Source organism: Halocynthiibacter namhaensis (genome assembly GCF_000812685.1).
Lineage (GTDB): Bacteria > Pseudomonadota > Alphaproteobacteria > Rhodobacterales > Rhodobacteraceae > Halocynthiibacter > Halocynthiibacter namhaensis.
In genome coordinates, this window is record NZ_JWIF01000013.1 from 12,501 (window position 1) to 34,724 (window position 22,224).

General features: G+C 53.8%; 25 protein-coding genes and 1 pseudogene. 9 read left to right on the forward strand and 17 right to left on the reverse strand.

Going from position 1 to position 22,224, the window contains the following annotated elements; all coding sequences use genetic code 11:
* The first annotated feature begins 13 nt into the window (after positions 1-13).
* On the forward strand, positions 14-889 hold the full coding sequence (locus RJ38_RS02195; protein ID WP_039017292.1) for a ferredoxin--NADP reductase: 876 nt from the start codon (positions 14-16) through the stop codon (positions 887-889).
* A gap of 94 nt (positions 890-983) precedes the next feature.
* Here the strand turns inward: RJ38_RS02195 and RJ38_RS02200 are convergent, their stop codons facing one another.
* Positions 984-1,331, reverse strand: coding sequence for a hypothetical protein (locus RJ38_RS02200; protein WP_039017293.1), 348 nt, complete (start codon positions 1,329-1,331; stop codon positions 984-986).
* Positions 1,332-1,478: 147 nt separating this feature from the next.
* On the reverse strand, positions 1,479-2,174 hold the full coding sequence (locus RJ38_RS02205; RefSeq protein ID WP_039017294.1) for a hypothetical protein: 696 nt from the start codon (positions 2,172-2,174) through the stop codon (positions 1,479-1,481).
* 289 nt (positions 2,175-2,463) lie between these two features.
* Here RJ38_RS02205 and infC point away from each other — a divergent pair, with 289 nt between their 5' ends.
* Positions 2,464-2,934 carry a translation initiation factor IF-3 gene (gene infC / locus RJ38_RS02210; protein ID WP_337588967.1) on the forward strand — a complete coding sequence of 157 codons (471 nt, stop codon included), beginning with the start codon at positions 2,464-2,466 and terminating at the stop codon, positions 2,932-2,934.
* Between the two features lie 129 nt (positions 2,935-3,063).
* Positions 3,064-3,735: a methyl-accepting chemotaxis protein gene (locus tag RJ38_RS19375; protein ID WP_039017296.1), complete on the forward strand. Its 672-nt coding sequence runs from the start codon at positions 3,064-3,066 to the stop codon at positions 3,733-3,735.
* A 118-nt stretch (positions 3,736-3,853) separates the two neighbouring features.
* Here RJ38_RS19375 and RJ38_RS02220 read toward each other — a convergent pair whose 3' ends face one another.
* The 12 genes from RJ38_RS02220 to RJ38_RS02275 all read right to left on the reverse strand — a co-directional run bounded on the left by RJ38_RS02220 (position 3,854) and on the right by RJ38_RS02275 (position 16,265).
* On the reverse strand, positions 3,854-4,657 hold the full coding sequence (locus tag RJ38_RS02220; protein WP_039017297.1) for an FAD binding domain-containing protein: 804 nt from the start codon (positions 4,655-4,657) through the stop codon (positions 3,854-3,856).
* Between the two features lie 12 nt (positions 4,658-4,669).
* The gene (locus RJ38_RS02225) at positions 4,670-7,048 is read right to left on the reverse strand and encodes a xanthine dehydrogenase family protein molybdopterin-binding subunit (protein WP_039017298.1); all 2,379 of its coding nucleotides are present in this window, start codon (positions 7,046-7,048) and stop codon (positions 4,670-4,672) included.
* A gap of 97 nt (positions 7,049-7,145) precedes the next feature.
* Positions 7,146-7,631 (reverse strand): (2Fe-2S)-binding protein, encoded by a 486-nt coding sequence (locus RJ38_RS02230; protein ID WP_039017299.1) that lies wholly within the window; start codon positions 7,629-7,631, stop codon positions 7,146-7,148.
* A 138-nt stretch (positions 7,632-7,769) separates the two neighbouring features.
* Positions 7,770-8,681 (reverse strand): EamA family transporter RarD, encoded by a 912-nt coding sequence (gene rarD, locus RJ38_RS02235; protein ID WP_039017300.1) that lies wholly within the window; start codon positions 8,679-8,681, stop codon positions 7,770-7,772.
* Between the two features lie 186 nt (positions 8,682-8,867).
* The gene (locus tag RJ38_RS02240; RefSeq protein ID WP_039017301.1) at positions 8,868-9,467 is read right to left on the reverse strand and encodes a superoxide dismutase; all 600 of its coding nucleotides are present in this window, start codon (positions 9,465-9,467) and stop codon (positions 8,868-8,870) included.
* 135 nt (positions 9,468-9,602) lie between these two features.
* Complete coding sequence (locus tag RJ38_RS02245; protein ID WP_039017302.1) at positions 9,603-10,031, reverse strand: hypothetical protein; 429 nt, start codon at positions 10,029-10,031, stop codon at positions 9,603-9,605.
* A gap of 67 nt (positions 10,032-10,098) precedes the next feature.
* On the reverse strand, positions 10,099-10,503 hold the full coding sequence (locus RJ38_RS02250; RefSeq protein WP_039017303.1) for a hypothetical protein: 405 nt from the start codon (positions 10,501-10,503) through the stop codon (positions 10,099-10,101).
* 166 nt (positions 10,504-10,669) lie between these two features.
* Positions 10,670-11,251, reverse strand: a complete 582-nt coding sequence (locus RJ38_RS02255) for a sarcosine oxidase subunit gamma (protein WP_039017304.1) — start codon at positions 11,249-11,251, stop codon at positions 10,670-10,672.
* Positions 11,244-14,258: a sarcosine oxidase subunit alpha family protein gene (locus RJ38_RS02260; protein ID WP_039017305.1), complete on the reverse strand. Its 3,015-nt coding sequence runs from the start codon at positions 14,256-14,258 to the stop codon at positions 11,244-11,246. Before RJ38_RS02260 ends, RJ38_RS02255 begins: the two co-directional genes overlap by 8 nt.
* Complete coding sequence (locus RJ38_RS02265; RefSeq protein WP_039017306.1) at positions 14,255-14,578, reverse strand: sarcosine oxidase subunit delta; 324 nt, start codon at positions 14,576-14,578, stop codon at positions 14,255-14,257. Before RJ38_RS02265 ends, RJ38_RS02260 begins: the two co-directional genes overlap by 4 nt.
* Complete coding sequence (locus RJ38_RS02270) at positions 14,572-15,018, reverse strand: HD domain-containing protein (RefSeq protein ID WP_039017307.1); 447 nt, start codon at positions 15,016-15,018, stop codon at positions 14,572-14,574. Before RJ38_RS02270 ends, RJ38_RS02265 begins: the two co-directional genes overlap by 7 nt.
* On the reverse strand, positions 15,018-16,265 hold the full coding sequence (locus RJ38_RS02275; RefSeq protein WP_039017315.1) for a sarcosine oxidase subunit beta family protein: 1,248 nt from the start codon (positions 16,263-16,265) through the stop codon (positions 15,018-15,020). Before RJ38_RS02275 ends, RJ38_RS02270 begins: the two co-directional genes overlap by 1 nt.
* Before the next feature lie 299 nt (positions 16,266-16,564).
* Between RJ38_RS02275 and ccmI the strand changes: the two genes are divergently transcribed.
* The 3 genes from ccmI to RJ38_RS02290 are packed head-to-tail and all read left to right on the forward strand — an operon-like array spanning position 16,565 to position 18,550.
* The gene (gene ccmI / locus RJ38_RS02280) at positions 16,565-17,833 is read left to right on the forward strand and encodes a c-type cytochrome biogenesis protein CcmI (RefSeq protein WP_052245137.1); all 1,269 of its coding nucleotides are present in this window, start codon (positions 16,565-16,567) and stop codon (positions 17,831-17,833) included.
* Positions 17,830-18,294, forward strand: coding sequence for a Holliday junction resolvase RuvX (gene ruvX, locus RJ38_RS02285; RefSeq protein WP_039017308.1), 465 nt, complete (start codon positions 17,830-17,832; stop codon positions 18,292-18,294). Before ccmI ends, ruvX begins: the two co-directional genes overlap by 4 nt.
* Before the next feature lie 10 nt (positions 18,295-18,304).
* On the forward strand, positions 18,305-18,550 hold the full coding sequence (locus tag RJ38_RS02290; RefSeq protein WP_039017309.1) for a DUF1289 domain-containing protein: 246 nt from the start codon (positions 18,305-18,307) through the stop codon (positions 18,548-18,550).
* Between the two features lies 1 nt (position 18,551).
* Here RJ38_RS02290 and RJ38_RS02295 read toward each other — a convergent pair whose 3' ends face one another.
* The 3 genes from RJ38_RS02295 to dusA are packed head-to-tail and all read right to left on the reverse strand — an operon-like array spanning position 18,552 to position 21,162.
* Positions 18,552-19,343: a hypothetical protein gene (locus RJ38_RS02295; RefSeq protein ID WP_039017310.1), complete on the reverse strand. Its 792-nt coding sequence runs from the start codon at positions 19,341-19,343 to the stop codon at positions 18,552-18,554.
* Positions 19,340-20,158, reverse strand: coding sequence for a sulfite exporter TauE/SafE family protein (locus RJ38_RS02300; RefSeq protein ID WP_039017311.1), 819 nt, complete (start codon positions 20,156-20,158; stop codon positions 19,340-19,342). The genes RJ38_RS02295 and RJ38_RS02300 overlap by 4 nt, the downstream gene beginning before the upstream one ends.
* Positions 20,159-20,160: 2 nt before the next feature.
* On the reverse strand, positions 20,161-21,162 hold the full coding sequence (gene dusA, locus RJ38_RS02305; protein WP_082005601.1) for a tRNA dihydrouridine(20/20a) synthase DusA: 1,002 nt from the start codon (positions 21,160-21,162) through the stop codon (positions 20,161-20,163).
* 275 nt (positions 21,163-21,437) lie between these two features.
* On the opposite strand from dusA, the gene RJ38_RS02310 reads away from it, so the two are divergent.
* The 3 genes and pseudogenes from RJ38_RS02310 to RJ38_RS18740 all read left to right on the forward strand — a co-directional run.
* On the forward strand, positions 21,438-21,740 hold the full coding sequence (locus RJ38_RS02310) for a hypothetical protein (RefSeq protein ID WP_039017312.1): 303 nt from the start codon (positions 21,438-21,440) through the stop codon (positions 21,738-21,740).
* A 12-nt stretch (positions 21,741-21,752) separates the two neighbouring features.
* Positions 21,753-22,028: an IS3 family transposase gene (locus RJ38_RS02315; protein WP_039017313.1), complete on the forward strand. Its 276-nt coding sequence runs from the start codon at positions 21,753-21,755 to the stop codon at positions 22,026-22,028.
* Positions 22,025-22,224: pseudogene (locus tag RJ38_RS18740) on the forward strand (IS3 family transposase); the annotation flags it as partial. The gene RJ38_RS02315 and the pseudogene RJ38_RS18740, both read left to right, overlap by 4 nt.

A 22,224-nucleotide genomic window follows, 5' to 3' on the forward strand; every position in this document is an offset into this window, starting at 1 on the left:
CCGCGCGGACCCAATGAACGAGCATGTAAAAGTGACAGATACAACCGCCGCAGCCCCCGCCACAAAGCCAACCGTCAAGGCCGTTCCGATGCTGCCTGACGCACAGACAGTGACCGAAGTTCAGCATTATACGGATCGTCTGTTCCGTTTTCGCTGTACTCGGCCCGCCAGCCTGCGTTTCCGCTCTGGTGAATTCGTGATGATCGGCCTGATGGGCGAACCTCATCCAGAAACTGGCAAGCAAAAACCACTGCTGCGCGCCTATTCTATTGCTTCTCCGTCCTGGGATGAAGAAATGGAATTCTACTCGATCAAGGTGGAAGACGGCCCGCTGACCTCTCGCCTGCAGCACATCAAAGTTGGCGATGAAGTTATCCTGCGTCCGAAACCCGTGGGCACGCTAGTGCACGACGCGTTGATCCCAGGAAAACGCATCTGGTTCTTTGCCACAGGCACCGGCTTTGCGCCTTTCGCAAGCCTTCTGCGTGAACCGCAAACCTATGAAGATTATGACGAAATCATCATCACACACACCTGTCGTGAGGCGGACGAACTGATCTATGGTCGTGAGTTGATTGAAGGTTTGAAAGACGACGAGCTTTTGAACGAAGTCATCGGCGAAGGCTTCTGGAAGAAGATCAAATACTACCCAACCACCACCCGTGAGGAAAGTGCTAAGATGGGCCGTATCACCGATCTGATGCGTTCTGGCGAAGCCTTCAAAGAACTTGGTGTTGAGCCTCTTAATCCCGAACAGGACCGCGCGATGATCTGCGGCAACCTGGCCTTTAACCTAGAGCTGAAAGAGATGTTCGAAGAATACGGCCTAGAAGAAGGTGCGAATTCCAAACCAGCGCATTACGTCGTCGAAAAAGCCTTCCTCGACTAAATTTCAACATCGCGATTGCAACAGTTTCAAACATGCCCCGCCGGATTAAATCTGGTGGGGCATTGTTCTTTCAGTCTATCCAAGCTCAGGCCCATCAGCCCCAAGACGGGTCATTCAGATCAGCTTCCCACGTCTCAAGTGATGGCAACCCGACACGCGCGGCCCTTGAGAAAATAAAATCCCGCAACTCAACCTGTGTCTCATCAAAAATTTCAAACAAATCATCGCCTAATTCAGGCCACAGCATTTCAATTGCAATATGCGTCCAAGCTGCTGGCATCGGCCAGTCGCGTAGATATTCCAGTTTTTGCGCCTCAGTCCAACCAGAAGCCGTCGCAGACCACCACTTCCAAAAAACGACGGCATAATCTTCGCCCGCCCCCATACGCCAAGCAATGGACATGGGATGGGCCTCAGGCAGCTTCGCCCAAAGCGGTTTCATCACAATTTCAACCAATTCACGACCCTCACCAAATCCACGACACCGTTACAATATTCTGCATCTGTTGCCTAAGTTGGATAACTTGAAATCACACATAAAAAAGGCCACGCAAAATATGCGTGGCCTTTCAAATTTATGTGTCTGAACTTACAGACCAAGCGCTGCTTTTACTTGTGCAACAACGCCTTGGACCATGTCTGGGTTTTCTGCAGCTTGACCAACAGCCAATTTCAGGCCGGATTTCACTGTGTCGCCCAATGCAGAGCCGTCGATCATTTCGTTGATGCCGTCTGCATTGAAACCGTCAACGCTCAATGGGTTCAAACCACCCAAAAGACCAGTTGCTGCTTCTGTTGCAGTCTCAGTCGCGCCTTCAACAACATCAGTTGCGGTCTCGGTAACAGCTTCAGCTGCACCAGAAGCGGCGTCGGTTGTTGCTTCAACTGCATCTGTTGCAGTCTCAGTTGCGCCTTCAACAGCGTCAGTCGCAGTTTCAGTTACGGCTTCAGCTGCCCCGGATGCCGCATCAGTTGTTGCTTCAGCTGCGCCAGAAGCCGCGTCAGTCGCGCCTTCTACGACGTCAGTTGCTGTTTCAGTTACTGCTTCAGCTGCGCCAGAAGCCGCATCAGTCGCGCCTTCTACGACGTCAGTTGCTGTTTCTGCAACAGCTTCGACCGCATCGCCAGTGGTCTCAACAACAGTTTCGGTAACAGCGCTGGCTGCGTCGGTGGTTGTTTCAACGGCACCTTCAACAACGTCTTCAACAGTTTTACCAGAATACAGTGCGTATCCACCAATACCAGCAGCAGCAACAACAGCGGCAATAATTACATTCTTGTTCATGAGTTAAGTCCCCTCGGGTTAATAAATCGTTGCGATTTCTCGCTCTCCTGTCAGATGTGGGGGGGGAACGAAAGTAAATTAAGGGGAAATACTAGCCAATACGCTCATTTTCGCCGATTATTACATGCGTTTCCTGCTTGAAACACTTTAGAACAGCGTTTACCTTCCCGACTGAAGAAATATTCGCTATCAAAGGATCAAACCCATAGCCCGCAGACCTCATAATGCCCCGCCACAACGTGAAACCGGCCCTCGTGTAAACGAACGTATCCGTTGCCCGGAAATCCGCTTGATTGGCGCAGAAGGCGAAAATGTTGGCGTTGTAACGCCTTCTCGTGCAATGGAAATGGCCGCTGATGCTGGTCTTGATCTTGTCGAAATCTCCCCGAACGCCGCGCCACCTGTTTGTAAAATCATGGACTTTGGTAAGTTCAAATACGAACAACAAAAACGCGAATCGGAAGCCCGTAAAAAGCAGAAGATCATCGAAATCAAAGAGGTTAAATTCCGTCCAAACACGGATACCAATGATTACGACGTGAAAATGCGCAATGTTTTCAAATTTCTTGAGAATGGCGACAAGGTGAAAATATCCCTGCGTTTCCGTGGCCGTGAAATGGCCCACCAAGATCTGGGACGGAAGCTTCTGGAACGTGTTGCCGAAGACACCAAAGAAACGGGTAAGGTTGAAAACTTCCCCAAAATGGAAGGCCGTCAGATGATCATGCTGATCGGGCCTTTGCCATCTAACAAAAAGTAAACTCAACGCATCATGACGTTGACGTATCTGAAAGTGCCGGGGTATCCTCGGCACTTTTTGCATGTGTGGTTGCTCGCGTTAGGGATTTTTAAGGCATTTCGCCTGTAGGCTTCGCATAAGAGAGGCCCCATGAACGCAAAACCCCATCACGCAAGTTTGCTAGAATTCGAAAGTGTCGCCTTCATGGCCATTGGACCTGGGCGCATCGGTGCCCTGACCCTATATGCGCTGTTCAGCTCACATGATCCCGAAAGGGATGATCCCAAGGTCGCACGCCAACAATCTGACCTGTCTAGGGCCCGGCTGCGCGATGCCGAAGATATGTTGCAAAACCTGCCCACGCATCTTGCGGATTTGACATACAACCCAACCGAAGAATTCGAAGCCCTACGTGCCTCTGCCTTAAAAACCATCACAAATTTCAATCGATTGGTCCCAGAGGTGCCTAAAGATGGCAGTATCGCCAAACTCAACCTTGGCACTCAAACACACCTGCGTGAACTTTGTTTGACCGAGATCGAGACAGAAATCACTGGTTTTCTTAAAGTCATGTCCACTGAGTTGAAGGCGCAACATGCCCAAAGGCAGAAATCACGCCGAGACTCCGCAATCAAATCAGTTGATGCGGCCCATGCGGCAGGCCGCAACATCAACATGATTGCACTGAACGCAACCATCGAAGCCGCACGTGCTGGTGAATTTGGGACGGGGTTCAAATTGATCGCAGATGAAATTCGGACCCAAGCTGAACACACACGCACCTTCCTGTCGGAAATCGCCGATCAATTGAAAGCAATCTAATCGTCTTGCAAACCAAGGCGGGCGGAAAATGGAATGGCCCGGCACGCGAAGCGTGCCGGGCCCAACAGGTTTCATTCGTCAGAATGTAAACTTGGCGGGAGCCTCCCCCGCCGATATTCTACACCGCCGCTTGAATGGCCCGGCGTGTCATAACCTTCACCAGATGTGCGCGATAGGCGCGCGTGCCGTGCAGATCTTCAATCATATGCCCGTCTTCCATCTGAAGATCCTCAACGGCGGATGCACTAAAATCACCTGACAACGCTGTTTCGGCTTCCGACCAGCGAAACACCCCGTCCTCGGATGCGCCGGTCACGGCCACGCGCACGCCATCTGCGAACTTCGCCACAAAGACCCCCACCAAAGCAAAGCGCGAGGCGGGTTGCACGAATTTCTGATAGTTTGAGATCTCCGGCACCGGCAGGTGAACCTCCGTGATGATCTCGCCCTCCTCCAGTGCTGTTTCGAACAAGCCCTGAAAATAGTCACCCGATTGAATCTCACGCCGGTTGGTCACGACTGTACCACCAAGCCCCAGAACAACCGCCGGATAATCTGCCGAGGGGTCGTTATTGGCAAGACTGCCGCCAATCGTACCTCGGTTACGCACCGCAGGATCGCCAATATTTCCTGCAACTCGTGACAGCGTGGTGAAATTGCCGTCTTCGGTTTCCAACGCCACATGCGCATGCGTCATACCCGCACCAATCCGCCAAAAATCACCATCGGGGCCACTGTCCATCCCGATATGTTTCAAGCTGTCAATCCCAGAAAGGCTGACCAGCTTTTCTGGTGCTGCAAGACGTTGTTTTAGCGTCGGGATCAGGGTTTGCCCCCCGGCCAGGGCCATATTATCCCCATCAGCCAGCGCGGCGACGGCCGCCTCGACCGTAGAGGGCTTTTCTATGTCAAATTCATACATTCTTAGTCCTCCTCAGGAATTCATCGCCGACCAGACGCGCGACGGCGACAGTGGCATGTCTATATGTGTGATACTGTCATGGCCTGCGCGCTGCAACGCATCAACCACGGCATTGACCACTGCAGGCGGCGACCCGATTGCGCCGGCCTCGCCGCAGCCCTTCACACCCAATGGATTATGCGTACACGGCGTTTGGCAGCTGTGATCCACCGTGTAAAACGGCACATCATCGGCCCGTGGCATGGCGTAATCCATGTAACTGCCAGAAACCAACTGGCCGTCTGAATTATAGGACGCCTGTTCCAACAAGGCCTGGCCAATCCCCTGCCCGATCCCACCATGAACCTGACCATCCACGATCATTGGGTTCACGATATTGCCAAAGTCATCCGCCGCAGCGAAAGCCGCAATCGTCACTTTGCCCGTGTCTGGATCAACTTCAACCTCACAGGCATAGGCACCTGATGGATAGGTAAAGTTCGCCGGATCATAAAATGCGGTTTCCTCTAACCCTGGTTCAATATCCTCAAGCGGATAGTTATGTGGCACATAAGCCGCCAGTGTCACATCCCCCCAAGCGACCTTTTTGTCGGTCCCCGCAACAGAGAACTCGCCATTTGCCAACTCGATGTCCGCGTCGGATGCTTCCATCAAATGGGCTGCGATCTTCTTGGCTTTGCTGATGATTTTCTCGGTGGCTTTCACCATGGCCGAGCCACCAACAGCCAAAGACCTAGACCCGTAAGTCCCCATGCCCATTGGTACTTTCGCCGTGTCCCCATGCACGATTTCAACCATATTCGGGTTGATACCGATCATATCGGCAATCACCTGAGGAAAGGCCGTCTCATGGCCCTGCCCATGCGAATGACTGCCTGTCATCACCACAAGCCCGCCGGTCGCATTGACCCGCACGGTCGCGCTTTCGTACAAACCAGCGCGCGCGCCCAACTGCCCAACAAGGTTGCTTGGCGCGATGCCGCAGGCCTCAATATAGCAATTCACACCAAGCCCACGCAGCATCCCACGGTTGGCGCTGTCCTCTCGACGGGCTTCAAAGCCGGCTAAATCAGCGATATCTTCAAGCTTGGCCATCGTCGCTTCATAATCGCCGGTGTCATATTCCACGGCAACGGGTGTAGCATATGGGAATTCAGTGATGAAATTTTGACGCCGCAAGGCAATCGGATCCATCCCCATTTCGCGCGCGGCTTTGTCCACGACACGTTCCAATTGAAAGGTTGCCTCAGGCCGTCCAGCCCCGCGATAGGCATCCACGGGCACTGTATTGGTAAAGACAGCCTTAACATTCACATAGATCAGCGGCGTCTTGTAATTCCCCGCCATTAACGTGCCATGCAGCCAGGTTGGAACCGACGGTGCAAATGTCGACAGATACGCACCCATATTGGCATGGGTATCTGTGCGCAGCGCTAGGAAGTTTCCGTCTTTATCCAAAGCCAGTTCAATCTTGGTCACATGGTCACGCCCATGCGCGTCAGACACAAAGGCCTCACTGCGTGTAGACGTCCATTTCACAGGTCGATCACACGCTTTCGCCGCAAACGTACAAAAGGCTTCTTCCGCGTAATGAAAGATTTTCGTGCCAAATCCACCACCAACATCAGGCGACACAACGCGCAGTTTATGTTCCGGAATTCCAAGTACAAACGCCCCCATCAGAAGGCGGATCACATGGGGGTTTTGACTGGTTGTATAAAGCGTATGATCACCCGTACCAGAGTTGAAATCTCCCACGGCGACACGAGGTTCCATTGGGTTGGCAATCAGACGATTGTTGACCAATTCAAGGGTGGTCACATGATGTGCGCCTTTGATCGCCGCATCCACAGCATCACGATTTTCTTCAACGAACCCCCAATCATAACAAAGGTTTGACGTCAGATCGTCATGCACTTTGTTGCTGCTGTCCGCGAGGGCATCCTTCATATTAATAACGGCGGGCAGTTCTTCAATATCAACTTCGATGGCCTCAGCCGCATCGCGCGCTTGTTCCAACGTATCAGCCACAACCGCAGCAATAGGATCACCGACATGGCGCACTTTTCCTTGGGCCAAAACCGGGTGCGCTGGTTCTTGCATGACCTCGCCAAAACGGTCGGTGATTTGCCAACCGCAAGGAATGCCACCGACGCCTTCAAAATCGGCACCTGTGAAAATTCGCACCACGCCATCCATCGCGCTGGCTTCAGTTGTATCAACGGATTTCAACCGTCCATGAGCCACTTCTGAGCGTAGAAAATAGACATACGCCTGCCCACGCATGTTAATATCATCGGTATAATTGCCGGTTCCCTTCAGGAACCTTACGTCTTCACGACGCTTATTAGAGGCACCAAGCCCCCCTTCGATTGCACCATCTGCTGGCATCTTAAATCCTCCCTTTGGCTGCGTGGGCTCCTCGTCCCACGGAGGCCGGAAAATGTTAGCCGTAAGTCAAAATGCCCCCTCCTCGAGGCAGGATCACCTATTCAGCCGCGATATCACTGACGTCCTGTCCCGAAGCCGCCATGATCGCCTTGACGATATTATGGTATCCGGTGCAGCGGCAGATATTGCCTTCCAGATATTCGCGCACCTCGGTTTCCGTAGGCTTTGCGTTCTCAGACAACAGGGCCGCCGTCGACATCACCATGCCCGGCGTGCAAAATCCGCATTGCAACCCGTGGTGATCTTGAAACGCCTGCTGAATCACAGACAAAGACCCGTCCGATTCCGCCATGCCTTCAATTGTTCTGACATCCGCGCCAGCTGCTTCTTGGGCAAACATCGTGCAAGATTTCACGGCCTCACCGTTCACATGCACGACGCAAGCGCCACATTGGCTGGTGTCACAGCCCACATGCGTCCCCGTCAGCTTCAATTCTTCGCGTAAAAAATGCGAAAGCAACGTACGCCCTTCGGCGTCTGCGGCAACAGCTTTGCCGTTTACCGTCATTTCTACCTTGGTCATAAAATTCCTCCCTTGGTCGTGACCTGAGTTAAGCATGCAACCCATAGCTTGAGAACCCCCTTTGACCAAGTGATCAATTTACACGAATGATCTCGCCCCCTTGTGTAGGGTGACTATCAGTCACGGGGATCTTGGGGATTAAACCAACTCGCTGGCGTTCGGCTTTTTGCGCAACGTATCAAAGGAATAAAGCCCCAGCGCAACCCAGATTAACGTGAAGGCGAATATATGCCAATAGGTGAACGGTTCCGTAAAGACGAAAACCGCAATCACGCCTTGTAAGGTTGGGTTTAGATATTGCACCAGCCCGACCACAGATAAGGGCGCCCGGCGCGAGGCATAGGAAAACAAAATCAAAGGCACAGCAGTGACCACCCCCGATAGAACCAACAATAGGCTTTGAGCTTGGTTCATCCCGAAGGTTCCGACGTTGCGCCCCACCAAGCCCTGCCAGCCCAACATATGCACCCCATACAGCCAGATCAAAGCCAGCGGCAGCAATACTGCAACCTCTCCCGCGACAGAAATGACAGGACCCGCGTTCAACTTTTTCTTCAACACGCCATAAAGACCAAAGGTTATCGCCAGTGACAGTGAAATCACCGGTACGACTTTTAGACCCCACGTCAACCCAATGACCGCAATCGCCGCCAGAGATACGCAAAACCACTGTACCTTCGAGAGGCGCTCACGAAACACCACCGCCCCCAAAAGCACGGCCACCAGTGGGAACATGTAGTAGCCCAGCGAACTTTCGACAGCGCGCCCCACCTGGATCGACCAAATGAACAATCCCCAATTGGTCGAGATCAACACGGCAGCACATATGATCACAGCAAGTATCTTAGGGCGTCGAAACAGGTTTAAAAATTCACGCAACCGCCCCTGAACGATCATCAATGCTAAGAACAAAACAAAGGACCAAAGCGTGCGATGGGATAGAACCTCGAGCGGAGGGACATTGGCCAAGGCTTTGTAGAATAAAGGCGATAATCCCCAAATCACACAGGCCAGCACCATGGCCGCCACACCTTTGAACGTCTCACTCATCTTATCTGATCCTGCATGTAGATGGAAAATCTCCAAATCACGGTTTCACAGTCATAAAATGATGTAAATGACATTTCAGCAGGGTGTCGGCTTCTTTGAAAGAAGCCGGTGCTGTTTCTTACAAAGAAACAGACCTGCCAGCGTTATCGCTGGCAGGTCCAATATTTCTCATGGATCAATCGCAGATCACATGCGGGATGCAACATTTTCCCAGTTGACCAGGTTCTCAAGGAAGTTGGTCAGGTAAACAGGGCGTTTGTTGCGGAAATCGATGTAATAGGAATGCTCCCATACGTCACAGCCCAGCAGCGCAGTTTGGCCGAAGCACAGTGGGTTCACACCGTTTTCAGTCTTGGTGATCGCAAGACCACCGTCCGCATTTTTCACAAGCCAGCACCAGCCGGAACCGAATTGACCCGCGCCAGCAGCACAGAATTGTTTGTTGAATTCTTCAACGGAACCAAAGCTGTCTTTCAGCGCGGATTCCAATTCAGATGGCATGTTAGATTTACCAGGTGCCATCATTTCCCAGAATTGGTTGTGATTCCAAAGCTGTGAGATGTTGTTGAAGATGCCGTTTTGCGCGACAGAAGACTTGTCATAGGTGCCAACGATGATCTCTTCGAGGGATTTATTTTCCCACTCAGTGCCAGCAATCGCAGCGTTGCCATTGGTGACATATGCGTTGTGGTGCAGGTCGTGGTGGAATTCGAGCGTCTCTTTGGACATGCCAGCGTCAGCAAGTGCATCGTGAGCATAAGGAAGTGCGGGAAGTTCAAAAGCCATTTGGGCCCCCTGTTACGTGCGTTTCGTTACCCCTTAAATGGGGCTTTGGGGTGGTCAAGGTCAAGAGGGAAGTCAGTGCTGCCTCCCTCCTTATTCATGCACATTTATATTCATAGCACGGTAGCATTGAAATGATCAGCCCTTTGTGGCCAATACGCACCGACCGTTAGAACGTTCTTGTTGCCCATGACGGTTCACAATAACATTCAAACTACTGCTCAGATCGCTCCGCTTCATGCGGAAATTGTAACGCACATATATTTTTCGGCCTGTCGACGTGGTTTCATCTTCATTCTGAAACGTAGCTGTAATTCTCCGGCTGTTCGTTTGAAGTCGGCCTGCTACCTCCTCATAAGAAGTATCAAGGAAGCTTGATGCTTGGGCAGAAACACGTCCTGCATCTTCGTCAACAGTTACGAACAATTGTGCTGGGATCCATCCCCGGCTCCGTTCAGAATTGTTAAACGTGCAATCATAACGTACAGGCGCTGCAACGGCGGACTGACCAATAAAAACTGTTCCGGCCATAATAGCCGCACTTACGATCTTTGTGATTTTTTTCATTTTCTCTCCAATAGTCTTTCTTTGCGCAGGTAAACCATGCGTCTACCCAAGTCATTTATTCACCTTTTTATCGGCACTCACCATGCGCGCGTGGCCAGGGCAGATACCCGCGTGGCTGCACTAAAATTGTTGCTTCCATGGTTCTGCGATCAATGAAGGCCGTATACCGTTTTAGCGAGATTTGCCCAATACTGTCTTGTGTGTCCAAATCCCATGTCATTGTGAGACGCTTTGCGTTATTCGTTCGCACCCTCGTGACCATCGGCCCGCCGTTGAATTCCTGTACAGCACCGTCATCTACGATTGCCTGGCCATTCGCATCAATGTCAAAGACAACAATAACGGAGACCCATCCCCCAGCTCTGTCATTCTCGGGAAACTGACAGGTCAGTCGCTCTGCCTGTGCAATGCCTGTAAAAGCAAAAACGGCAAGTGCCGCTGGAACTATCTTGTGTTTAAAAAATGAAGTCATACTCACCCTACTTTATCTCTAATTAATATAATGTAATGATACTTTATCGATCTTCAAGTCAATTACGCGATATGTCGTACTTTGGCGACGTAAACTTATCCGTTTCTTGAAAAAGAAAAAGCCCGGAATTTGCATCCCGGACTTCTGCATTCATATCTCGGTTTACTTAGAAATACTCTGGTGCCGATCCAGTTGCGCCGGCTTGAGCCAAAAGATCACCCACGTATTGTGCCACAGAACGGAAGGCAACGACGCGGAAGCTGCCGTCTGCTTCCACCCAAAACGCGCCTGCGACTTGTGCCAAGCGCGTACGGCGTACGTCACCTGTGGTGAACGCGTCTGGTGCCAAATCAACCGGGGCCAGTTTGGCAAGCACTTCGCGTGGGCCATTGCCTTCGCCTGCCACTTCAAACATCACGCGCGCATCAGACACGTTTACCGCAAGGGCAAACTGGTCTTTCAAAGCGGATGTCAGGGCCTCAACGATCGCTGGGGCCTGGGCGTGATCGACAACCAGCAGCAATTCATCCGAACTCATCCAAGCGACTTTGCCGGATTTGCCCATGGTGATTTTACGCTGTTCTGGCATGGCGGCACCGGTGGCGGCTTTCACCGCTTTCGCCAGTGCTTTATCCGCCAGATCGCCGCGCAGGGTGATCATGCCCGTCAGGCCGCATTCACGTACGGAAGCGAAGCCGGTTGAGGCGAAACCTTCCAATGCTGAGGTTGCTTTAATTGCTTCAGACATTCTGCTTCTCCCCTTCTTTATCATAGAACACCGCATCAACGATACGCGCTTCGACCATGGTTTCGCCATCAACAAGGCCGAATTTCACGGTCTCGCCCATGCGGGCCGGTCCGTTGTGGATCAGACCCATGGCAATGCCTTTGTCCAGCGTCGGTGAATAGTAAGTCGATGTCACACGACCTTCCATATTGCGCTGACCATTGGCGTTTGTGCCATCGGCAATCGCATAAGCACCATCTGGCAGAACAGAGCCATCAAGGGTTTCAAGCCCCACCAACTGCCAGCGATCAGGATTATCCATAAAGCTGCGTTTTTGCGCGCGTTTGCCCAGGAAATCTTCCTTCTTCTTGGAAATCGCCCAGTTCAAACCCAGATCCTGTGGAATGATCGTGCCGTCGGTTTCATCACCAATCATGATAAAGCCCTTTTCAGCGCGCATCACGTGCAGCCCTTCGGTGCCGTAAGGCATGATCCCGAATTCTGCGCCCGCGTCCAGCAAAGCATCCCAAAATGCACGACCCTGGCTGGCAGGAACGGCGATCTCATAGGACAGCTCACCCGAGAATGAAATCCGGTACACGCGGCAGTCAAACCCACCGATTGTGCCATCTTTCCATTCCATGAACGGTAGGGTTTCCTTGGACACATCCATGCCACCAATTTTCTCAAGAACCTTACGCGCATTCAGGCCAACAACAGCGACCTGGGCCAATTGTTCGGTGACATTTGCCACGTGAACTTTCCAGTCCCACCATTCGGTCTGCAGCCATTCTTCCATCCAGCCGTGGATACGATCCGCACCGCCCGATGTGGTATGGCAAAGCCAGGTGTCTTCATCAATGCGCGCAACCACACCATCGTCAGACAGAAAGCCATTTTCCGAGCACATCAAGCCATAACGACATTTGCCGATCTTCAGCGTGGACATCATGTTGGTGTACATCATGTCCATGAATTTGGCGGCGTCTGGGCCTTTAACGATCAGTTTCCCAAGCGTTGATGCATCCAGCAGACCCACGTTGGACCGTGTGTTCAGGATCTCGCGTTTCACCGCATCCTGATGCGTTTCAGCCCCACGCGGATAGGTATAAGGGCGGCGCCAATGACCAACAGGTTCCATATAGGCGCCCTGTTCCTCATGCCAGGCATGCATCGGTGTGCGACGCAAAGGCTGGAAGGTTTCGCCACGGGCTTCGCCACCAATCGCACCCATAGAAATCGGGTGATATGGGGGACGGAAGGTGGTTGTGCCGACCTGTGGGATCTCTTTACCCAAAGCATCAGCAAGGATCGCCAAGCCGTTGATATTGGACAATTTACCCTGATCCGTCGCCATACCCAAAGTGGTGTAACGTTTGGTGTGTTCGACGCTCTCATAGCCTTCGCGGGCTGCAAGCTGCACGTCAGACACTTTCACGTCGTTCTGGAAATCAAGCCAGGATTTCGCACGCTGCGCATGGGTCGCTTTCTTGGGCATGATCCAAACAGGCGCCATGGTTTCTTCGGCAGTCGCGACCGCCTTAGGGGCCGTTTTGCGCGTGGCTGTGAAACCTGCAGCCTTCGCTGCCGCTTTGCCCGCATCATGGGCATTTGTCAGAACGTCAGGCGTATCAAGTGCGCCGGATGCGATGCCGGAACAGATGACGAAACCTTCGCCGTTGTCCCCCAAAGGTGGGCGCGCGGGATCGGGTGCGAACCAAGCTTGATCAGCGTTCCAGTTCAGCTTTCCGCCACAATGGGACCAGAGATGCACCACAGGGGACCAGCCGCCGGACATGGCCACCGCGTCACATTTGATTTCCTCACGTGCGCCGCCTTCGCCTTCCATCAGGCAAATCTCAACGCCGGTCACGCGCTTGCCGCCTTTGACTTTCGCGATCGCTTTGCCGGTCTCGATACGGATGCCCATATCACGTGCTTTGGTTGGCAAGGCACCGTTGGCATCAGGACGTGCGTCAACCACCACAGGCACGTCGAGGCCTGCTTCCTTCAACGCAATCGCCGTGCGATAACCGTCGTCATTGTTGGTAACCAGCACGGTTTTCTGGCCAGGAACAACGCCCCAGTTCACCAGGTAATCACGCATAGAAGCTGCCAGCATAACGCCCGGAATATCATTGCCCGCAAAGGACAAAGGACGTTCCAGCGCACCGGTCGCGGTCACGATCTGTTTCGCACGAATGCGCCACAGGCGGTGACGTGGGCCATCCATCGTTGGGGCGTGATCTGTCACACGTTCATACCCAAGGGCATAGCCGTGATCATAAACACCCGCACCCATCATACGGGTGCGAATGGTGACGTTTTCCATGGCGCGCAGGGCGTCCAGGGTTTCCGTGACCCAAGTGTCCGCGTGTTTGCCGTCGATCTCCGCATCGTCAACAACCGCACGACCACCGAAATCAGCGGTTTGCTCGATCAACATGACTTTCGCGCCAGACTCAGCCGCCGCTTTCGCAGATTGCAGACCGGCGATGCCGCCGCCAACAACCAACACGTCAACGTAAGCATAGAAATGCTCATATGTATCTGCGTCGATTTCCTTCGGCGCCTGACCAAGACCGGCCGAGTGGCGCACGATGGGTTCAAACACATGTTTCCAGGCAAAACGCGGGAACATGAAGGTTTTATAGTAGAAACCAGCCGGCAGGAAACGCGCGACATAGTTGTTTACAACACCCACATCCATTTCAAGGCTGGGCCAGTGGTTCTGGGATTTCGCAGTCAGGCCATCAAACAATTCGGTGGTGGTGACACGTTGGTTGGGCTCAAATTTCGCACCCTCACCCATGTTCATCAAGGCATTGGGTTCTTCAGGCCCCGCCGCCACGATCCCACGGGGACGGTGATATTTGAACGACCGGCCAAGCAACATCTGGTCATTCGCCAGAAGGGCGGATGCCAGCGTGTCGCCTTTGAAACCCGTGAAGGTCTTGCCGTTGAAGGTAAATGTGCGGCTTTCAGAGCGGTCGATCAGACGGCCCTGAGATTGCAGACGGGTGCTCATGCGGGCATCTCCCACTCTGGTCGTTTCGCTTTGATCGCGGCAATAACATCTGCCGGGGGCTCATAGGTTTGGGCGCTGTAAGTTGCAAAAACTTCCAACGTCATGGTGCAGCGCGCCGCGTGGAACCACTTGCCGCAGCCATTGGCATGCCGCCAGCGTTCAAAGTTCACGCCTTTGGGGTTCTGGCGCGTAAAGAGGTATCCCTCAAACTCCGCATCCGAGGAGTCAGGTCCAAAGCGTTTCAGATGGGCTTCGCCACCGCCATGGAATTCAGTTTCTTCGCCACGTACACCGCAGCAGGGGCAGTCAAGGATCAGCATAAACCGGTCTCCTTCTCATTCAAAAACCGAACTGCGTGTTTGTATTTCGCAGTCAAGCGCACCTGTGTTTCCGGGTCGAGACCAGCCACACGGCGCGGTGAAGTATTATCCGCGATATCCGCGAGTTTTACAGCCTGAGCGATCGCATTAGAGTGCACACGGCAAAGGTAAATATCGTAGTCCTCAGCGGGACGTTTGGTCATCGCATCCACCGCATCAACAATCGTTTCATCAAAGATCGCGCGCAAAGCATCCAATGTGCAGTTGGAGTCTTCGACGATGTCGTGCAGCAAAGCAACTATTTGCTGGGCAGCCGTTTCAACACCACTAGCGACACGGACAAGATGCGCGACATAAGGCTCGCCCAACTTATCCATCTGCCCTGCGTGGTGTGAAAACGCCATGGCAAAGGCCTGACCAATTTGGTCAGACGCAACCATCAGTGCGCCACCCCAGCTGCCACGCTCTCATCAATGAAGCGGCCTTGGCGGAAGCGGTCCAGGCCGAATTCTGCGGCCAAGGGACCAGGTTCGCCTTTAGCAACCAGTTCAGCCATCGCCCAACCGGAACCAGGGATCGACTTAAAGCCGCCTGTGCCCCAACCGCCGTTGATGAACATATTGTCCACAGGGGTTTTGGAGATGATCGGCGAGCGATCACCCGTCACATCCACAATTCCGCCCCATTGGCGCAGCATTTTCAGGCGTGACACCATTGGGAAGGTTTCGATCAATGCACGCACGGTTTCTTCAATATGGTGGAAAGAGCCGCGTTGCGTGTAGTTGTTGAACGCGTCTGTGCCGCCGCCGATCACCATCTCGCCTTTGTCAGATTGTGACATATAGCCGTGCACAGTGTTCGCCATCACGACCACATCCATACAGGGTTTGATGGGTTCTGACACCAGCGCTTGCAGGGCGACGGATTCCATCGGCAGTTCAAAGCCCGCCATATTCGCCATGTGACCAGAGTTGCCCGCAACGATAGAGGCCAGTTTGTTACAACCGATATGACCTTTGGTGGTCTCAACGCCCGTGACTTTGCCACCTTCGCGGGTGACGCCGGTGACTTCGCATTGCTGGATGATATCCATGCCCATGTCGGAACAGGCGCGCGCATAGCCCCAGGCCACCGCATCGTGACGCGCCGTGCCGCCGCGTTCCTGCCAGAGCGCACCCAAAACAGGGTAACGGGGGCCATCAATGCGGATGATTGGGCAGAGTTCTTTGACTTTTTCAGGGCCGATAAATTCTGTGGTCACGCCTTGGTAAGCATTGGCTTGCGCCGTGCGCTTATAGCCGCGGATTTCGGCCTCGGTCTGGGCGAGCATCATCACGCCACGGGGGCTGAACATCACATTGTAGTTCAGATCCTGCGACATGGTTTCATAAAGGCCACGGGCCTTTTCATAGATCGCGGCAGACGGATCTTGCAGATAGTTCGACCGGATGATCGTTGTGTTCCGACCCGTGTTGCCACCGCCCAGCCAGCCTTTTTCAATGATCGCCACATTGGTAATGCCGAAGTTCTTACCAAGGTAGAACGCCGTCGCAAGACCATGGCCACCGGCGCCAACGATTACGACATCGTATTTCTTTTTCGGCGCGGGGCTGGCCCAGGCCTTTTCCCAACCCTGATGGTAGCGCGCAGCTTCCCGGGCAATGGCAAACATGGAATAACGCTTCATCGGCAGATCCTCGTCCGTGAATGTGAAAATTGGACGCAAATCGCCCTTTGTATCTCAGATGCAATTTTGCGCCATTTACGCCGCAACTGCCAGCGGCAGATTCACAACATATTGCGACATTCCGGCCAATTCCCTGTCGCAAATCATACGAAATCAGCAAGTTTCCGCCCCCAGGGTCACGACAAATCAAGGCACAACACAGGCCGCGTCACCTTCGCCCCTTTTGCCCGATTGGAATGCAGGATAGATGATGGGCAACGCCGCCTGATATATGAACAGGCAAAACCAAAGGAATCCGGATGTTCTGGTTAATCGCTGCCCTTCTGATCGCGCTGACTGCAGTGTTCATCGCCCTTCCCCTGTTCCACGCGTCAGAAGCGTCGTCTGATCAAGATGACGTCGATGTCGCCTTCTACCGCGCACAATTGAACGCCTTGGAAAAGGACGTGGCGCGTTCGGTGATCACCCCGGAAGAAGCCAAAAGCGCCAAGGTCGAAATTTCACGCCGCCTGCTTGAAGCCGATAAGCGCAGCCACAGCAGCATCAGCAAAGCATCTAGCAAAGCATCTAGCAAAGCATCTAGCACGGGCCGCCCCTTGGTTGCAGGTCTGTCTGTCCTGTTCATTGCGGCACTTGGCAGTGGCTTATACTTCCAACTTGGCGCACCCGGATATGATGACCAACCTCTTATGGCACGACATGACGCCGCTGAAGACCGCCGCGCCACCCGCCCAAGCCAAACAGAAGCTGAATCCGTTGCCCCAGAAACCCCATCCAACCGCAACCTCGAAGACATCGCCTTGGTGGATCAACTGCGCCAGGCGCTGACAACACGTCAGGATGATCTTCGCGGACACCAATTGCTTGTCGCCAATGAAGCCCGCCTTGGGCGTTTTGCACTGGCGGCACAGGCACAAGAACAGGTGATCCGCATCAAAGGGAACGCAGCAACCGCTGACGATTATGCCGATCTCGCGGATCTGATGATCTTGGCCGCAGGCAACTATGTATCCCCCGAAGCCGAAGCTGTCTTGCAAGAAACTCTGCAACGCGATCCATCCAATGGCACTGCACGGTTCTATTTGGGCTTGATGCAAGCGCAAATCGGGCGTGCGGACATGGCGTTTCAAACATGGCGTGCCTTGTTGGAAGAAAGCCAGCCGGATGAACCATGGGTCACCGCCATTCGTGGAAGAATCATGAGTGCAGCCCAAGCCGCAGGCGTGCGCTATGAATTGCCACCCGAAGGTGCCGCCCCCCTACGCGGCCCAGATCAAGCCGCCGTGGACGCCGCCGCCGAGATGACACCAGAACAACGCCGCGTGATGATCCAAGGTATGGTCACAGGCTTGGCGGAACGCCTGGCCCAAGGCAATGGAACAGCGCAAGAATGGGGGCAGTTGATCCTGGCGCGCACAGCTCTTGGTGACGCAGAGGGCGCAACAGCCGCCCTTGACCAAGCCCGGCGTGAACTGGCAGAGAACCCCGAGGCCCTAGCGATCCTAGATCAAGCCGAGGCCCGTATGAAATCAATGCCAACCCTATCTAATTCGGAACAAAGTGAATGATTTTTGAAGACCTCGCAGACTTCTTCGCTGCCCTTCCCATGGGCCGCCCTATCGCAGGGCTGGACCTTGGCACAAAAACCATTGGTGTTGCCGTTTCTGACCGGATGATGACGATCTCGACCCCGCTTGAGACGGTGAAGCGCAAGAAATTTGGCGTGGATGCCGCCCGGTTGCTTGAAATCGCAAGCGCCCGAGAGGTCTGTGGTTTTGTCCTTGGCCTCCCCCTGAATATGGATGGCTCTGAGGGCCCGCGCTGCCAAGCCACCCGCGCATTTGCCCGCAATTTGGTGGGGCTGACCGATCTGCCGATTGCCTATCAGGATGAACGCCTCTCCACGGTTGAGGCAGAACGCGTGCTGATTGCGGCGGATACATCACGCAAACGTCGCTCTGAGGTCATTGATTATGTCGCCGCCGGGGTTATCTTACAGCAAGCGCTGGATCGAAAGCGCCATCTGTAAAGGCGAAGCGATGAGCAAGAAAAAACATGGTGCAGACGTTTGGGAACGCAATGAGATCGAGTCTCCCTGCATTAATATTTGCGTCGTGCACCCACAGTCGCGTCTGTGTACGGGTTGTGGCCGCAGCATCGACGAGATCCGTGATTGGTCCGCAATGGATGCAGAAGAACGCAGCGATATCATCGCCTTACTGCCCGAACGTATGAATGCGATCCCAAAACGTCGCGGTGGTCGTGCTGCCCGTCTAAAACGCTAGCTTAAGCGCTGATCCACTCCGCAACGCCGCCCGCGCATTCGGGACGGAAATAGACAATCGCGCGCCCGTCGGGGCCGCTGTCAGTCCCTTCGCGCCAAGGCGCAACACCATGCAACATATGCCGATGCATGACGTAAGATTCACCCGGTTGCGCGGTGATCTCAACGCGTTCGCACGTTTCAAACACCTCACGCCGCGCCGCTTGATAGGCCTCGGTGACATCCACCTTATCCATGTCCTCTGGTGTGTGCGCCAGCAGCAACGGTGCAAGCGCGCGCTGCATAATGTGGTGGCTGCCCCGCCAAATGACCAAGGGGCTGGCCCCCACAGCTGCTACATTCATCGGAATGCCAAGCACCCAAGCATGGGGTTCTTCCACACGACGCGCACGGGTTTCTGGGTCGGGCCGCAACCCATCCAAATGCGCCGCGTCACGGTTGCGTCGATAACCCAAAGCCGCCTCAGTTTCGCCTTTGCGCGGGCGTGGATAGCCCGGCCAAACCACCGAAACCTGCCCCTTATGCAAGGGCCGCGTTTGCCCCAGATCGGCAATAAAGTCCATCGCGTCACAGGTCAGCGGACCAGAGGCATTCACATCACCTGATGCATCATTCTTCAACGCATCGACACCGATAAACCAAGTGCCTTCGCAGTCAAGCCAAGCCGCGCGTTCATCCGCATCCTTTGAGGACGCCAACCCCGCTGGTGCCGCATGCTCTAACCATCTCAACAGTCGCGCGTCACTCGGGAATGTCACAAGTCCGTCACGGGCGAATTGGGCCTGCAACGTCATAGGCCCAGAACCTTGCGCAACATATTCAACGCCACCAGAAGCAGGAAAACCCCAAAGGCCCGCTTGAGGGGCTTAGGGTTCATGCTATGCGCGAACTTCACGCCGTAAGGTGTTGTTATCAAAGTCATAGCGATGATCAGGAAAAACGATGGGATGTTCACGGCACCCAAGGTCCAAGGCGGTGTATGCACTGGGTGTGACAGCAAAAATCCGATCACAGAGGGCACGGCAATGATCACCCCAAAGCCCGCAGCCGTTGCCACAGCACGGTGGATCGGCGTGTTATAAAGGCTCATGACAGGCACACCAAATGACCCGCCGCCGATCCCCATCAACACCGACAAAAAACCAAGGCATGGCGATAGGATCAGGCGCAGTGGGCCTTCGGGCATGGCCTCGCCCAAGCGCCATTCCGACCGCCCAAACGCCATGTATAGCCCGACGATCATCGCTAGAATTCCGAAGATCCCCTGCAAGGTTGAAGACCGCAGCGACGTCGCCAAAGTGACGCCGATAATCGCGCCAATCACAATACCCGGTGCCCAAGTTTTCAAGATATCCCAATCCACGGCCCCCTTCTTGTGATGCGCTGCAACCGACCGCACTGAGGTCACGATGATCGTCGCTAAAGACGTCGCAAGGCAGACCTGAAACAGGCTATCGCTGCCGTAACCCAAAACCGAAAACGCATAGAAAAAGGCGGGCACCAAGACGATACCGCCGCCCACGCCCAACATGCCGGCCAGAACACCAGCGAACGCCCCAATGACGACTAAAAGTGCCACCATAGGTAAAAGAGATGCGATGTCCGGCATGTTTACGCCCCCTCGGTTGTCTGTGGAATTTGGTCCAATGCAGCCAGAATGATCTCTGTACCGGCACCAGGTTTATGGGCATTCTCTGATAGGTGCCGCCGCCATTGTCGCGCGCCAGGACGGCCCGCAAAGAGGCCCAACATATGGCGCGTGATCTGGTTCACACGCCCACCTTCCGCAAGATGCGCTTCTATATAGGGCAGCATTTCATGCACGATATCATGCGGCGTCTTCACAGGGGACACCGCATGATAGACCCGCTGATCCGCAGCCAACAGAATGTCAGACGGCGTGTGATAAGCAGATCGCCCAATCATCACGCCATCCAACCCACGTTCCAGCAATTCAACAGCGGTATCAAGATCTTGCACCCCGCCATTCAGCGAAATGTGCAGATCAGGGAAAGCCTGCTTCATCTCAAACACCAGGTCATAATCCAACGGCGGAATGTCACGGTTTTCCTTGGGCGATACACCCTGCAACCAGGCCATGCGCGCATGTATTGTCACACGTTCACACCCTGCCGCTTGGATCTTTTCAAGGAAATCAGGCAAAATATCACGGGGCACCTGGTCATCCACCCCAATGCGGCATTTGACCGTGACGGGCACATCAACCGCCTCGCGCATGGCAGATACGCAGTCGGCAACAAGCTCAGGTGACTTCATCAAAACAGCGCCAAAAGCCCCGCTTTGAACACGGTCTGATGGGCATCCGCAGTTCAAATTCACCTCAGCATAGCCCGCATCCGCACAGATCTTCGCCGCCTGCCCCAATTCAATTGGATCAGACCCGCCCAGCTGCACAGCAACTGGATGTTCCAACGGATCAAAGCGCAACAAATGCAGCGCACCACCACGGACCAACGCGGGCGAGGTCACCATCTCAGTATACAACAACGTCTCACGCGACATAAGCCGATGCATGTACCGACAATGGCGATCCGTCCATTCCATCATCGGTGCCACACTTAGGCGTGCGGATTTTTGTGCGTTATTTTTCAAAGCGTTAACTCCATTTCACCTTAAAGTCCGTGTAGCACGATTTTCCCGAATTTCACCGCATTTTGGGGGGTTTTCGGGGGTTTTCGATTCGAGTGTGCTACGGTGTAGCACATCTGAAGCGCACGAACAGCGGCCTGAATGCAGCCAGTTTCGTTCCCGGGCTCCCCCGTCCTGTCATCTCACATACTTCCGGAAATCGGCTATCAAACCCAAAATGCGTTTTCGCGTTTTCGAACCGATTTCCCCATCATCAAAATCAAGATGGGATGAATTTCATGACCAAGATCGACAACAGCACCCAGAGTGTTCTCGCCGCCATTACTGCAAAAAACTCCTGGCAGCCTGTAACCACACACAACCGCGCGGCTCTTCCCGACATCATTGCCACGGAAAGCTCTCTTCCTCCGAGGGAGACGAAAAGAACGAAAGCTTTGAAAAAGCAACTACATAAAACGAAAGAAGAAAAGCCCGCGAAAAAATTCGAAGAACCAAACATAACGCGGCTTCAAGGAAGGGAAGGCATTGTTTGGTCTTGTCGCGGTTTAGTTCCGGTCTCTTTCGAGCAATGTTTGCTATGAAGGAGAGAGAGAATGGCAAAGAGATACACAGACGAGTTTCGGCGTGATGCGGTGCGCATGGCGACGACGAGTGGCTTAACGCGGCCTCAACTTTCATCAGATTTAGGGGGTGGGCTTTCGACGCTGAACAAATGGGTTCAACAGCATCAACACGATGACCTGATGTCAGGACCGCATGAAGACGTTGAGAAGGAGAACACGCGGCTTCGCAAGGAAGTCCGTCTGCTGCGCGAGGAGAGGGAAGTGTTAAAAAAGGCGGCAATCTTCTTTGCAGGCCAAAGCCGGTGAGATTTGCGTTCATCGACGCCTGGAAAGAAGAATGGCCAGTTGAGTTCCTGTGCAAAGTTATGCGGGTCACATCACGTGGTTTTCGCGCGTGGCGGGTTCGCCCGATGAGCCAGCGTCAACGCGATGATATGGTGATCCTGGCTCACATCCGTGAACAGCATCGCTTAAGCCTGCAAAGCTATGGGCGGCCTCGGAT

What these genes read in the sequence shown, in the direction of transcription:
- RJ38_RS02195 (WP_039017292.1), top strand. Translation starts at nt 14, where the DNA reads ATGAACGAGCATGTAAAAGTGACAGATACAACCGCCGCAGCCCCCGCC.
- RJ38_RS02200 (WP_039017293.1), bottom strand. Translation starts at nt 1,331, where the DNA reads ATGAAACCGCTTTGGGCGAAGCTGCCTGAGGCCCATCCCATGTCCATT.
- RJ38_RS02205 (WP_039017294.1), bottom strand. Translation starts at nt 2,174, where the DNA reads ATGAACAAGAATGTAATTATTGCCGCTGTTGTTGCTGCTGCTGGTATT.
- RJ38_RS19375 (WP_039017296.1), top strand. Translation starts at nt 3,064, where the DNA reads ATGAACGCAAAACCCCATCACGCAAGTTTGCTAGAATTCGAAAGTGTC.
- RJ38_RS02220 (WP_039017297.1), bottom strand. Translation starts at nt 4,657, where the DNA reads ATGTATGAATTTGACATAGAAAAGCCCTCTACGGTCGAGGCGGCCGTC.
- RJ38_RS02225 (WP_039017298.1), bottom strand. Translation starts at nt 7,048, where the DNA reads ATGCCAGCAGATGGTGCAATCGAAGGGGGGCTTGGTGCCTCTAATAAG.
- RJ38_RS02230 (WP_039017299.1), bottom strand. Translation starts at nt 7,631, where the DNA reads ATGACCAAGGTAGAAATGACGGTAAACGGCAAAGCTGTTGCCGCAGAC.
- rarD (WP_039017300.1), bottom strand. Translation starts at nt 8,681, where the DNA reads ATGAGTGAGACGTTCAAAGGTGTGGCGGCCATGGTGCTGGCCTGTGTG.
- RJ38_RS02240 (WP_039017301.1), bottom strand. Translation starts at nt 9,467, where the DNA reads ATGGCTTTTGAACTTCCCGCACTTCCTTATGCTCACGATGCACTTGCT.
- RJ38_RS02245 (WP_039017302.1), bottom strand. Translation starts at nt 10,031, where the DNA reads ATGAAAAAAATCACAAAGATCGTAAGTGCGGCTATTATGGCCGGAACA.
- RJ38_RS02250 (WP_039017303.1), bottom strand. Translation starts at nt 10,503, where the DNA reads ATGACTTCATTTTTTAAACACAAGATAGTTCCAGCGGCACTTGCCGTT.
- RJ38_RS02255 (WP_039017304.1), bottom strand. Translation starts at nt 11,251, where the DNA reads ATGTCTGAAGCAATTAAAGCAACCTCAGCATTGGAAGGTTTCGCCTCA.
- RJ38_RS02260 (WP_039017305.1), bottom strand. Translation starts at nt 14,258, where the DNA reads ATGAGCACCCGTCTGCAATCTCAGGGCCGTCTGATCGACCGCTCTGAA.
- RJ38_RS02265 (WP_039017306.1), bottom strand. Translation starts at nt 14,578, where the DNA reads ATGCTGATCCTTGACTGCCCCTGCTGCGGTGTACGTGGCGAAGAAACT.
- RJ38_RS02270 (WP_039017307.1), bottom strand. Translation starts at nt 15,018, where the DNA reads ATGGTTGCGTCTGACCAAATTGGTCAGGCCTTTGCCATGGCGTTTTCA.
- RJ38_RS02275 (WP_039017315.1), bottom strand. Translation starts at nt 16,265, where the DNA reads ATGAAGCGTTATTCCATGTTTGCCATTGCCCGGGAAGCTGCGCGCTAC.
- ccmI (WP_052245137.1), top strand. Translation starts at nt 16,565, where the DNA reads ATGTTCTGGTTAATCGCTGCCCTTCTGATCGCGCTGACTGCAGTGTTC.
- ruvX (WP_039017308.1), top strand. Translation starts at nt 17,830, where the DNA reads ATGATTTTTGAAGACCTCGCAGACTTCTTCGCTGCCCTTCCCATGGGC.
- RJ38_RS02290 (WP_039017309.1), top strand. Translation starts at nt 18,305, where the DNA reads ATGAGCAAGAAAAAACATGGTGCAGACGTTTGGGAACGCAATGAGATC.
- RJ38_RS02295 (WP_039017310.1), bottom strand. Translation starts at nt 19,343, where the DNA reads ATGACGTTGCAGGCCCAATTCGCCCGTGACGGACTTGTGACATTCCCG.
- RJ38_RS02300 (WP_039017311.1), bottom strand. Translation starts at nt 20,158, where the DNA reads ATGCCGGACATCGCATCTCTTTTACCTATGGTGGCACTTTTAGTCGTC.
- RJ38_RS02310 (WP_039017312.1), top strand. Translation starts at nt 21,438, where the DNA reads ATGACCAAGATCGACAACAGCACCCAGAGTGTTCTCGCCGCCATTACT.
- RJ38_RS02315 (WP_039017313.1), top strand. Translation starts at nt 21,753, where the DNA reads ATGGCAAAGAGATACACAGACGAGTTTCGGCGTGATGCGGTGCGCATG.